The sequence below is a fragment of the Martelella sp. genome (assembly GCF_984369615.1).
This window is the reverse complement of record NZ_CFHTCS010000139.1, coordinates 1-10,461: the sequence shown is the minus strand read 5'-3', so window position 1 is coordinate 10,461 and position 10,461 is coordinate 1. Positions and strand designations below refer to the sequence as shown.

The following is a 10,461-nucleotide window of genomic DNA, read 5'->3' as shown; positions in this document are numbered from 1 at the left end:
GATTGGTTGTCTCCCGGCATCGGAAAGCGGGTTGGCGCCGCTGACATCGGCTGACAGCGTGCCGTTGGCCGCCAACAGGCGATAGGGGGGCAGGAGGCGCGAAGAGCCGTTTTCTCCGTCGGCCGCCGCGCTCGCTCGGGAAAGATTGACGATCCGACGCAGCATTTCGACGAAATAGCCGGAAATCGGCAGGTTCGACCAGTTCGGATCGGCCGAGGTGTGGAACAGCACCAGCCGTCCGTCGCCAAGCATGTTTTCGGTCACCAGTGGCGTGCCGTCTTCAAGGCTCGCCCAGGTGTGATCGGCAAGATCGGGCGCCGGCTCGGCCAGCACCTGGCGGGAGACGGTGATGCCGTCCGGTACGGGCAGGCCGTAAAACGGGCTTTCCTGCGGAAAGGGCGCGAGGGTCTGCGGCTCGTTCCAGCTCATCGCCCCGCCAAAGGCGCGCGCGCCGGAGCGCAGCCGGACCGGCAGCAGCGGGTCTTCGCCTTCGGATGACGCAAGGCGCGGCCCGGCAAAACGGACCAGCGTGCCGCCGGCCTCCACCCATTGCCGCAAAAGCGCATGGGTGTCTTCGCCAAGCGTCCCGACATCGCTGAGGATCACCACGGAAGGCTTCTGTTCGATCAGCGCATCAAGCTGCTCGGGCAAGGTTGCGGCATCGCTCGAAATCAGGTCGGCGTAGGGGGAAAGCGCCTGGCGCAGGTAATAGGCCGCCGACAGCAGCGGCTGGGCCTCATTGGCCGGACTTCCCGAGACAAGCGCGACGCGCCGGCGCTGGAAGCCGTCGTCCAGAAGATGGACAGCGCCGGCATTGGCCGCGCCGTCGATGGCGATGCGGGCGAAATCATTGCGCACCTCGAAGGGCGCGCGAATCTCCGTTGCCGCTGATGTGTCGCCGGCTGCAAAGACCAGCGGACTGGTCGCGATCACGCGTCCCTGCAGGTCATAGGCATTGACGGTCATGTCCGCGCGCGGCCCGTCTTCCGCGCGCGCGGCCGTGATCCTGCTTGCGGCAACGCCATTGTCGACCGAAGTCAGGGCTGCCGGAAGGGCGCGGTTCGGGCGCATCACCAGAAGATCGCCGGCCGCCGCGCCGTTCAGCACGTCGAAAGCGGCCTCGTCGTCGGGCCCTGACAATCCGTCGGAGAGGAAGGCGATCGTGCCGGGCGGCGTGCCGCCGAGCGCATCGATGAGCGCGGTTGCCGCGATCAACCGGTTGGGCCGGACTGCTTGCGGTTCTGCGGCTGCCAACCTCCGGTGCGCTTCATCGGCCGAGACCGGACGCGCATCGCCGCCCGTCTCGGCGGTGAAGGCGAGAGCGACGGGCAGGTTCGCGCGGCCGGCCGCCTCGATCAGCGCGTCGGCGGCGGCCATGCGCGATTCCCAGTCCTCGGCGCTCGCCCAGCCATTGTCGATCAGGAGCGTCAGGGGACCGGCGGTCGAAAGCGCGGTCCGGTCCGGATTGATCACCGGATTGGCAATGGCGAGAATGACGAACGTTGCGAGCGCCATTCTCAGGAGCGTCAGCCACCACGGGCTCCTGGCGGGCGTCTCGTCGCGTTTCGCCAGCCGCAGAAGGATGGCAAGCGGCGGAAAGACCTCGCGTCGCGGCCGCGGCGGTGTCAGCTTCAGGAGCCACCAGATCGCGGGCAAAACCACGAGAGCGGCAAGAGCCAGCGGGCTCAGGAACTCGAAGCCGGCCATCAGCGCCGCCCTCCGTTAAGGCCGGAAAGCCGCATGTGCAGCGCCGTCAGCGCCTCGGAGGCAGGCCGGTCCGTGTGGTGGGTCAAGAAGCTCCAGCCGGAGCGCCGGGCTGCGTCCGAAATGAGCGCGCGACGTGCCCGGTATTGTTCGAGATAGGACTCCTTCAAACTCTCGGCCCGGCCGAGCGTCAGTTCCCGGCCCGTTTCGGGATCGGCGAACGCTGTGCGTCCGCTATAGGGAAAGCTTTCCTCCGCCGGGTCGGCCACTTCCACCAGATGGGCCTTGAGGCCGCGCTCGGAAAGCGGCGCGATCTTATTGAAAAGGGCTTGCGGATCATCGAGAAAATCGCCGATGACGATCAGTTCCGATGGGCCGCGCATCATCTGCGTATCGGGCAGGACGGGGGGAATCTCGGTTGCTGCGGCAAGATGATGGGCGAGTTTCTCGGCGCCGTTGCGGCTGGCAACCGGCTCCATCAGCCCGGGATAGCCGACCCGCTCGCCCGAGCGCAGCAGGGTTTCGGCAATTGCCAGCAGTAGAACCAGCGCGCGGTGCTCCTTGGAAACCGGAGCGGCTTCGGAGCGGAACTGCATTGACGGCGAAAGATCGCAGAACAGCCAGACGGTGTGCGCCGCTTCCCATTCCATGTCGCGCACATAGGTGTGGTCGTCGCGCGCCGAACGCCGCCAGTCGACCTTCATCAGCGATTCGCCGGGCGCATAGGGCCGGAACTGCCAGAAGTTCTCGCCCGGACCACGGCGCCTACGGCCATGCCATCCGGCGATTACCGTGTTGGCGATCCGACGCGCCTCGATCAGGCAGTCCGGCAGCAGGCTTGCGCGCCGTTTGCCCTCGACGAGAGCCGAATTGCGGGCGGTTGGCGGTGTCGTTTGTCCGATCGGGGCCAAGGGCGGCTGCCTGTCAGTTGAAGTCGCGCTTTGCGATGGTGGCGATGACGTCGGTGAGGGTGATGCCTTCGGCGCGGGCGGCAAAGGTCAGCGCCATGCGGTGTTGCAGCACCGGCGCGGCAAGCGCCTTCACATCGTCGACCGAGGGAGCGAGCCGGCCCTGATAAAGCGCCCGCGCCCGCGCCGTCAGCATCAGCGCCTGTCCGGCGCGCGGGCCGGGGCCCCAGGCCACGGTGCGGTCGGTTTCCTCAAAACCTTCTCCGGGACGAGCGGCGCGGACAAGTTCCAGGATGGCTTCGAGCACGCTTTCGCTGACCGGCATCTTGCGGATCAGCGACTGGATCTCCATCAGCCGTTCTCCCGTGATGACCGGCCTTGCCGTCTCTTCCGTCGCCCCGGTCGTCTCCAGCAGGATACGGCGCTCGGATGCAATGTCGGGGTAGCCGACATTGACCTGAAGCAGGAAACGGTCGAGCTGTGCCTCGGGCAGGGGGTAGGTGCCTTCCTGTTCCAGCGGGTTCTGGGTGGCGAGCACGTGGAAGGGGCGCGGCAGGTCGTAATGCTGGCCGGCAATGGTGACGGCATATTCCTGCATGGATTGCAAGAGCGCCGACTGGGTGCGCGGCGAGGCGCGGTTGATTTCGTCCGCCATCAGCAATTGGGCGAAGACCGGGCCCTTGATGAAGCGGAAGGAGCGGCGGCCGGTGTCGCTTTCCTCCAGCACTTCGGAGCCCAGAATATCCGACGGCATCAGGTCGGGCGTGAACTGGATACGGTTGCCGGCAAGGCCGAGCACGGTGCCGAGCGTGCTCACCAGCTTGGTCTTGGCAAGGCCCGGCACGCCGACGAGCAGGGCATGGCCGCCGGAGAGCACGGCCAGAAGCACGCTTTCCACGACATTTTCCTGGCCGTAGATGACCTTGGAGACCTCGGCCTTCACCTTCTGGATGTCCTCAAGGGCCTTTTCGGCCTCTGCCACGATCTCCTGAGCCGTATTCGCGTCAGTCGCATCCATGCACATGTCTCCACGGCCGAGGGCCAGTTTGGTGTTTCCGGGCGGTTGCCGGTTCGTCATTCGAAAAGGATAATCACCTGCCGGCGGCTGACAAGCCGGTTTGGAATGACTATTTCGAGAGCGAACAACATTCGACCCGAAACTGGGACGGAAAGATGACGGACGGGGCAAGACCATCGATTGCAGACCCTTCGGGGCTGGCCGCGGCAATCGCGCGCCAGCTCGAGGGCGGGGGAAAGCGCGCGCCCGCGCCGGTGGAAAAATGGGATCCGCCGTTCTGCGGCGACCTCGATATGGAAATCCGTCGCGACGGCGCATGGTTCTATCAGGGAACGCCGATCGGGCGTGCGGCGCTTGCGCAGCTTTTTTCGACGGTCTTGCGCAAGGATGAAGATGGCGAGACCTATCTGGTGACGCCCGTCGAGAAGGTCCGCATCCGCGTGGAGGACGCGGCCTTTGTTGCCGTTGCCATGGCGCTTTCGGGCAAGGACGGCGAACGGGTGGTTTCTGTGCGCACCAATATGGGCGAGGTGGTCGAGATCGGCGCGACGCATCCCCTGCGGTTTGAGATTTCCGGGGAAAACGCCGAGCTCAAGCCCTATGTTCTGGTCCGGGGACGTCTGGAAGCCTTGTTTTCGCGGGCGCTGACCTATGATCTCGTGGAACTTGGCGAAGAGGCCGAGGTGGAAGGGAAGGCCATGTTTGTCATCCGCTCCGGCGCGATGCTCTTTCCCGTGATGGAAATGGCCATGCTGGAGACGTCACTGTGAATGCCGCCAATCCACGCTTTGCCGCAGCGGGCTTCCGCCAGCGCGCGCTCGCCCAGCGGGGCAAGCCGCTGGAACATGCCTGGCGCGACCACGGCGACCATGCGCTCAACCCGGACCTCTTTGCCTACTATGAGGATCTGGACATGCGCTCGGCCGCCGTGCTGGTCCCCGTGGTCGATTATGGCGACGAGGCGCGGGTGATCTTCACCCGGCGGACCACGAAGCTCAGAAAGCATTCCGGGCAGATCGCCTTTCCGGGCGGGTCGATCGATCCGGACGATCGCTCGCCGGAAGATGCGGCGCTGCGCGAATGCGAGGAGGAGATCGGCCTTGACCGCCATTTCGTCCAGCCGGTCGCGCGCCTGCCGGATTATCTCGCCGGAACCGGTTTCAGGATCACCCCGATCCTCTCCGTCGTGCGCCCGGGCTTTTCGCTCACGGCCAACCCGGACGAGGTGGATCACATTTTCGAGGTGCCGCTCGGCTTCATCATGGATCCGGCCAATCACGAGCATCGCAGCGGCGTGCTCGGCGGCAAGACCCGGCGCTATTACGAGATCAATTACGGCGATTACCGGATCTGGGGCATTACCGCCGGCATCGTCAGGACAATCTATGAAAGGCTTTATGCGTGAAGACGGTGAAAGACGATCCATGGTTCAGGGAAGGCCGGCTTCAGAAGGTTCTCGATGTGCTCAACGGCGATGGCGGCGAAACGCGGATCGTCGGCGGAGCGGTGCGCAACGCGCTGATGGGCATGCCGGTCGGCGATATCGACATGGCGACCACGCTTGTGCCGGAAGAGGTGGCCGCGCGGGCGAAGAATGCGGGGATGAAGCCTGTGCCCACGGGCATCGCGCATGGCACGGTGACGGTGGTGTGCGAGGGCAAGCCCTTCGAGGTGACGACGCTGCGCGCCGATGTGGAGACATTCGGGCGGCACGCGACGGTGCGGTTCGGGACCGACTGGGCCGAGGACGCGGCGCGCCGCGACCTGACGATCAACGCGCTCTACGCCGACAGGGACGGCGCCGTGATCGATCTCGTCGACGGGCTTGCGGATATCGAAACGCGCAACGTCCGCTTTATCGGCGAGGCGGAAACGCGGATCACCGAGGACTATCTGAGGATACTGCGCTTTTTCCGCTTCTTTGCCTGGTATGGCGGCGGCAGGCCCGATGCGGCAGGTCTGAAGGCAAGCGTGCGCCACCGCGAGGGGTTGAAGACCCTGTCTGCCGAGCGCGTCTGGGCGGAGATGAAAAAGCTTCTTGCCGCCGGCGATCCCTCGCGCGCGCTGTTGTGGATGCGCCAGACCGGCGTTCTCACGATCGTGTTGCCGGAGAGCGAAAAATGGGGGATCGATGCGGTGCCGGGCCTGGTCGACGCCGAGGCGCATTTTGGCTGGATGCCTGACCCGCTTGTGAGGCTTGCCGCGATTGTCCCGCCTTATGACGTGCGGCTGAAGGCGATGGCGGGGCGCCTGAAGTTCTCCAATGCCGAACGAGACCTCATACTCTCCTTTGCCGCCGCGCCGGTGGTTGCGGCGTCGACATCGGCGGCGCGCCTGCGCCAGCTGCTTTACACGCACGGCAAGCAGGGCCTGTTGATGCGGCTGAAGCTGTCGCTCTCCGACGCGCGGGCCAAGGCTGCGGGCGGCGATGCAGAAGCGGTTGCAGAGGCAGCGGGATACGTGCGCCTGATCGAGGCGGCCGAGAGCTGGGAAAAGCCCGAAATGCCCATTTCCGGCGGCGATATCGTCGATGCCGGCGTGCCGGCGGGCCCCGAGGTGGGTCGAATTCTGACAAGCCTGGAAAAGCAATGGGTGGAAAGCGATTTCGAACTGGACCGGGCAGCGCTTGCCGCCCGGCTTGATGCGTTGAGAAACGGCTGAGGCCTCAGGCCTTTTCCTCGTCCTTGATCCGCGCCTTGATGTTGTCGACCATGTTTTCGCGGATAATGGTCTCGCCGTGGGTCGTGCGCAGGTGCTCGACGGAGCGGCGGACAACTTCTGCTTCGTCTTCTGCGCTGGTGTGCCAGGGGCAGCCGGGCACGAGCGTTCCGCAATCAAAACGTTTCATGTCTTCCTCCTTTGTTTTCCGTCTTCAGGTTAAACGCCGGCAGGGATGATTTGTTCGCGCTAAACCGGCAGGGGAGACGGCTTTTTCAGCTGGCTGTCTGGCCAGAGACCGATTGCCGACCCGGCACCAGGAAGCGCCGGGCGGTCGTGATCGAAAAACCGGGCTCACCGACGCGGAAATGGTTGCCGCAGTCGGGTGGACAGGGCCTCAGAACAAAGCCGGGCCCGGTTGGGACCTCAGTACTGGGCCCAGGTTTCAAACACCGCGGAGGATTCGCACGGACGACCGTGCTTGTAAGCCATCTCCGCGGCATATTTGCTGTCATCGGTGCCCGCGACCTTCTTGGGGTTGGGCTTGTAGTCTTTCCGTGCGGCCTTGGTTTCGGTGATCTTGACTTTGTCTGCCATTTGCCCGCTCCTCTCGGACTGGTATTGGGGTTAAAGTCTGTATCCGACTTGGTAAGTAGAACCCCTTTTTGCAATGCAAACAAGGCCGATATTTGAAGAAAAATTAACTATAACGATTTAGATTAAGGCCATCTTGTGACGGGCGGCAGGGATGACAGGATCGCCTCGACATTGCCGCCGGTCTTGAGCCCGAAAACGGTTCCCCGATCGTACAAAAGATTGAACTCCACATAGCGTCCGCGGCGCACCAATTGCTCGTCACGATCGGCTGACGTCCACTCATGGTTGAAGTTGGAGCGCACCAGCCTGGGATAGATCAGGTTAAAGGCGCGGCCGACATCCTGAACGAACCTGAAATCGGCTTCCATGCCGCCCTTGTCGTCCGGGGAGTGCTGCCAGTCGAAGAAGACGCCGCCGACGCCGCGCGGCTCCTTGCGGTGGGGCAGGTAGAAGTAGTCGTCGCACCATTTTTTCATCTTGTGATAGTCGACGATAGCCTGGTGCCTGTTGCAGGCGATCTCCATGGCGCGGTGGAAGAGGATCGTGTCCGGGTCTTCCTGGCGACGCCTCCTGCCGAGCACCGGGGTAAGGTCGGCGCCGCCGCCGAACCACCAGCTTCCGGTAACGATCATGCGGGTGTTCATGTGCACGGCCGGAACGTTCGGGTTGACGGGGTGGGCGATCAGCGAGATGCCGCTTGCCCAGTAGCGCCCGTTCTCTTCGGCGCCCGGCATGGTCTTCGCCATCTCCTCGGAAAATTCGCCTTCGACGGTTGAGGTGTGGACGCCGACCTTCTCGAAAACGCGGCCGTGCATGACAGACATGCGGCCGCCGCCCTCGCCGTTCTCGCGGCTCCAGTCCTTGGCTTCGAACTGCCCCGGCTCAAGGTCGCTCAACGGCCCGGTCAGTTCCTTTTCCAGTGTCTCGAAGCCGGAGCAGATCGTGTCGCGCAGGCTCTCGAACCAGGCCCTGGCCGCGCTTTTCCTGGCCTCGATATCCTCCGGCAGGCCAACAGGCAGTTTCGGCCGTTCCATATGATGCGCTCCGCTTGAAATGCATGCGCCCGTTTTCCGGGCTCTTGATTTGACTCGCAAATGCGATGTGAAAACCTTATCTTCTTTGAAACGTGAAGGATAGCGGGATGGCCAATCTTCCAAAGCCGCCGTCCATGGACGGGCTTAAAAAACGGATCAGGGAACACCGCCGCAATGATGGCGGCTTCGTGCGTGAGCGCTATTGCCTGTCGCGCGAGGAGGCCCGCGCCAAGGCGCGCGAGTGGTTCGCAAGCTATCCCAAGGCCGCCTACTGGACCGAGGTGGAAAGCTGGCGCGTCCTGAGCGGCGACCGGATCGAGTTCACCATGCGCAGGCTGTCTTCCGCCGACTGAGCGCGCTCACGAGAGGGCGTCGAAGCCGCCTGTCTGCCTCAGCGCCTATCCCGCCATCATGCCGACGGAAACAGCGAGGTTGATCGAGCGCTCGCCCTCGGCCATCGGAATGCGGACACGATGATCCGCGCTTTCATGAACGATATCCGGCACGCCCGCGCTTTCGCGGCCGAACAGCAGGATATCGTCGGCTTCAAACGGGAACCGGGTATAGGCGAGGCTTGCCTTGGTGGAAGCCAGCACCAGCCGCCTGCCGTTTTCCTGCCGCCAGGTCTCGAACGCCTCCCAGTCGACATGACGGGTCATGACCGCCTTGGCGATATAATCCATGCCGGCCCGTTTCAGGTTCCTGTCGGACAGCGCAAAGCCTGCCGGCTCGATGATGTCAACGGCAAGCCCGAGGCAGGCGGCAAGCCTGAGGATCGTGCCGGTATTGCCGGCGATATCCGGCTGGTAGAGGGCGATGCGCAAGGTCATGGCCTTCCTTACGCTTCGCCGCTCCTGCGCTCAAGCCTTGCCGGCCGTCAGATGACGCCGAGGAGACGCCACCACAGGAAATCGAGCGGCACGAGAATGAAGGCGGTGATCAGCGTCAGCGGAAACAGGACCTTCATCATGTTGCCGACCGGCTGCTCGGTGACCTGCATACCGACCATCAACGGCGCGGACTGGTAGGGAAAGAGGATGGTCGAAAAGCCGATCACCTGCGTCATCAGCACGCTCGTCAGCGACAGGCCGGTCAGCGCGGAAAGCTCCGAGGCCATCGGCGTCAGCACAGCCGGCACGCCCGGCAGGATCGAGATGATGCCGACCACGAAGCCCATCAGCGACAGCGACAGGAAATTGACGAAGTCGCGCCCGGGGCTGAGCGGCAGGACATGTTCCATGCCGTGGGCAATAACGATGCCGAGACCGGTTGCGTTGACCACGGCGCCGACGGCGAGGAAGCCCGCGATGAACAGAAAGACGCCGAAATTGACGTTCTTGTCGAAGTCCTCCGGTCCCACCGGGCCAAGACCCGGCATCAGCAGCGCGATCGAGGCGCAGATGCCGATCCAGGCCGGATTGATTCCGTGGAAAGTATCGGTCATCCAGAAGGCAAGCGTGATGACCAGCACCGCGATCACATACCATTGCCGCCAGTCGAGCGGCTTTGCATTTTGATTCCGCCTTTCCCCGGCGGCGAGCGGCTGCGGCGTGTCCGGGAAGAAGCGCAGGATCAGGGCGATGATGATCAGGCTCTTGAGCAGGCCCAGGATCGGGAAATGCAGCGCCATATACCGGGCATAGGTGAAGTCCACGCCGTAGATCGTTTGCGCGGCCCCGGCGAGGATGAGGTTGGGGACGTTCGACGGCAGCAGAGCGAAGCCCGGCATGTGGCAGGCGAAGACCGTGGCAAGGGAAACCGCCGCCCGTCCGTTCGAGCCTCCGGCGAAGCCAAGCTTTTCGGCGAGCGCCAGGGCGATCGGCCAGAGCAGGAAAAACCGGCCGAGGGAGGACGGCATAATGAAGGCGAGGACGACTGCAACGGCGAAGATGCCGCTGATCAGCAGTGTGAAATTGTGTGAAATCCTTGCCGTGAGCGCCGAGCCGATGCGTTCGCTGAGCCCCGCCTTGCGCACGCCGGCGGCGATCAGGAAACCGGAGAACACAAGCCACATCGCCGAGGAGTGAAAACCGGAAAACACCACGGCGGGGGGCGCCAGCTTGAACAGCAGCGCGAAAGCGATGAAGATCAGGCTCGCGAGATAGGCGGGCACCAGCGAAGTCGCCCACAGGCTGAGCGTCACAAGGACGAGACCGAGCGTGCGCGCCTGCTCGGCTGTCATCAGGGACTGCGGGTAAAGGGCAAGGGCAAGCGCAAGCGCGGCAAGGCCGGCAACGATGATCTTCTTGTAGGTCAGCATGGCGTTCAATCGGCAATGTTGGAAATGGGCTGATGCCATATTATGCGTGCGGAGACTATTACGGAACAGCTATATGATGCCAAACGATATCGAATTTGCGTCATTCATCGTGCCCGAAGACGGCCCGGGCTGGATCATTGATTCGGCGCGGCCGGTCATGGCAAAAGCGCAACGCTGGCGCGCCGGCGAGATCGGCCGCGCGCCGCATGCCCATCCGCGCGGGCAGCTTCTCTGGGCGGAAGAAGGTATCCTCAGGGTGCATTCCTGCGGCGCACACTGGCT

At 63.8% G+C, this 10,461-nt stretch carries 13 protein-coding genes; 5 read left to right on the top strand and 8 right to left on the bottom strand.

Features of this window, described 5'->3' with window-relative positions; translation table 11 throughout:
* The 3 genes from AC5DC2_RS12465 to AC5DC2_RS12455 form a co-directional block, all read right to left on the bottom strand.
* The coding region (locus AC5DC2_RS12465) for a BatA domain-containing protein (RefSeq protein WP_491698696.1) at nucleotides 1–1,707 on the bottom strand (1,707 nt) is incomplete at its 3' end.
* The gene (locus tag AC5DC2_RS12460) at nucleotides 1,707–2,615 is read right to left on the bottom strand and encodes a DUF58 domain-containing protein (RefSeq protein ID WP_024707309.1); all 909 of its coding nucleotides are present in this window, start codon (nucleotides 2,613–2,615) and stop codon (nucleotides 1,707–1,709) included. The genes AC5DC2_RS12460 and AC5DC2_RS12465, both read right to left, overlap by 1 nt.
* Nucleotides 2,616–2,628: 13 nt before the next feature.
* Nucleotides 2,629–3,630: an AAA family ATPase gene (locus AC5DC2_RS12455; protein WP_371260661.1), complete on the bottom strand. Its 1,002-nt coding sequence runs from the start codon at nucleotides 3,628–3,630 to the stop codon at nucleotides 2,629–2,631.
* A gap of 155 nt (nucleotides 3,631–3,785) precedes the next feature.
* On the opposite strand from AC5DC2_RS12455, the gene AC5DC2_RS12450 reads away from it, so the two are divergent.
* The 3 genes from AC5DC2_RS12450 to AC5DC2_RS12440 are packed head-to-tail and all read left to right on the top strand — an operon-like array spanning nucleotide 3,786 to nucleotide 6,291.
* Entirely contained in the window at nucleotides 3,786–4,400 is a 615-nt protein-coding gene (locus AC5DC2_RS12450) for a DUF1285 domain-containing protein (RefSeq protein ID WP_491698695.1), read from the top strand.
* A complete protein-coding gene (locus AC5DC2_RS12445) occupies nucleotides 4,397–5,035 on the top strand; it encodes a CoA pyrophosphatase (protein WP_491698694.1) in 639 nt (212 codons plus the stop codon). The genes AC5DC2_RS12450 and AC5DC2_RS12445 overlap by 4 nt, the downstream gene beginning before the upstream one ends.
* Entirely contained in the window at nucleotides 5,032–6,291 is a 1,260-nt protein-coding gene (locus AC5DC2_RS12440; protein WP_491698693.1) for a CCA tRNA nucleotidyltransferase, read from the top strand. The genes AC5DC2_RS12445 and AC5DC2_RS12440 overlap by 4 nt, the downstream gene beginning before the upstream one ends.
* A gap of 4 nt (nucleotides 6,292–6,295) precedes the next feature.
* Here AC5DC2_RS12440 and AC5DC2_RS12435 read toward each other — a convergent pair whose 3' ends face one another.
* From AC5DC2_RS12435 to hemF, 3 genes are all read right to left on the bottom strand, one after another.
* Nucleotides 6,296–6,478: a DUF1059 domain-containing protein gene (locus AC5DC2_RS12435; protein ID WP_024707314.1), complete on the bottom strand. Its 183-nt coding sequence runs from the start codon at nucleotides 6,476–6,478 to the stop codon at nucleotides 6,296–6,298.
* A gap of 236 nt (nucleotides 6,479–6,714) precedes the next feature.
* Nucleotides 6,715–6,885, bottom strand: coding sequence for a hypothetical protein (locus AC5DC2_RS12430; protein ID WP_491698692.1), 171 nt, complete (start codon nucleotides 6,883–6,885; stop codon nucleotides 6,715–6,717).
* A gap of 122 nt (nucleotides 6,886–7,007) precedes the next feature.
* The gene (hemF, locus tag AC5DC2_RS12425; RefSeq protein WP_491698691.1) at nucleotides 7,008–7,919 is read right to left on the bottom strand and encodes an oxygen-dependent coproporphyrinogen oxidase; all 912 of its coding nucleotides are present in this window, start codon (nucleotides 7,917–7,919) and stop codon (nucleotides 7,008–7,010) included.
* Nucleotides 7,920–8,026: 107 nt separating this feature from the next.
* Between hemF and AC5DC2_RS12420 the strand changes: the two genes are divergently transcribed.
* Nucleotides 8,027–8,272, top strand: coding sequence for a hypothetical protein (locus tag AC5DC2_RS12420; RefSeq protein WP_024707316.1), 246 nt, complete (start codon nucleotides 8,027–8,029; stop codon nucleotides 8,270–8,272).
* 45 nt (nucleotides 8,273–8,317) lie between these two features.
* Here the strand turns inward: AC5DC2_RS12420 and AC5DC2_RS12415 are convergent, their stop codons facing one another.
* Both AC5DC2_RS12415 and AC5DC2_RS12410 read right to left on the bottom strand, forming a co-directional pair.
* Nucleotides 8,318–8,749 carry a tRNA (cytidine(34)-2'-O)-methyltransferase gene (locus AC5DC2_RS12415; RefSeq protein WP_491698690.1) on the bottom strand — a complete coding sequence of 144 codons (432 nt, stop codon included), beginning with the start codon at nucleotides 8,747–8,749 and terminating at the stop codon, nucleotides 8,318–8,320.
* A gap of 47 nt (nucleotides 8,750–8,796) precedes the next feature.
* A complete protein-coding gene (locus AC5DC2_RS12410) occupies nucleotides 8,797–10,179 on the bottom strand; it encodes an SLC13 family permease (RefSeq protein WP_491698689.1) in 1,383 nt (460 codons plus the stop codon).
* Nucleotides 10,180–10,252: 73 nt separating this feature from the next.
* Between AC5DC2_RS12410 and AC5DC2_RS12405 the strand changes: the two genes are divergently transcribed.
* Nucleotides 10,253–10,461, top strand: a 209-nt coding sequence (locus AC5DC2_RS12405; protein WP_491698688.1) for a cupin domain-containing protein, incomplete at its 3' end; no start/stop codon positions are given.

Bases quoted from the DNA above. Each gene is read 5' to 3' on its own strand.
- AC5DC2_RS12435 (WP_024707314.1), bottom strand. From the start codon at position 6,478: ATGAAACGTTTTGATTGCGGAACGCTCGTGCCCGGCTGCCCCTGGCAC.
- AC5DC2_RS12430 (WP_491698692.1), bottom strand. From the start codon at position 6,885: ATGGCAGACAAAGTCAAGATCACCGAAACCAAGGCCGCACGGAAAGAC.
- AC5DC2_RS12455 (WP_371260661.1), bottom strand. From the start codon at position 3,630: ATGGATGCGACTGACGCGAATACGGCTCAGGAGATCGTGGCAGAGGCC.
- hemF (WP_491698691.1), bottom strand. From the start codon at position 7,919: ATGGAACGGCCGAAACTGCCTGTTGGCCTGCCGGAGGATATCGAGGCC.
- AC5DC2_RS12415 (WP_491698690.1), bottom strand. From the start codon at position 8,749: ATGACCTTGCGCATCGCCCTCTACCAGCCGGATATCGCCGGCAATACC.
- AC5DC2_RS12420 (WP_024707316.1), top strand. From the start codon at position 8,027: ATGGCCAATCTTCCAAAGCCGCCGTCCATGGACGGGCTTAAAAAACGG.
- AC5DC2_RS12450 (WP_491698695.1), top strand. From the start codon at position 3,786: ATGACGGACGGGGCAAGACCATCGATTGCAGACCCTTCGGGGCTGGCC.
- AC5DC2_RS12410 (WP_491698689.1), bottom strand. From the start codon at position 10,179: ATGCTGACCTACAAGAAGATCATCGTTGCCGGCCTTGCCGCGCTTGCG.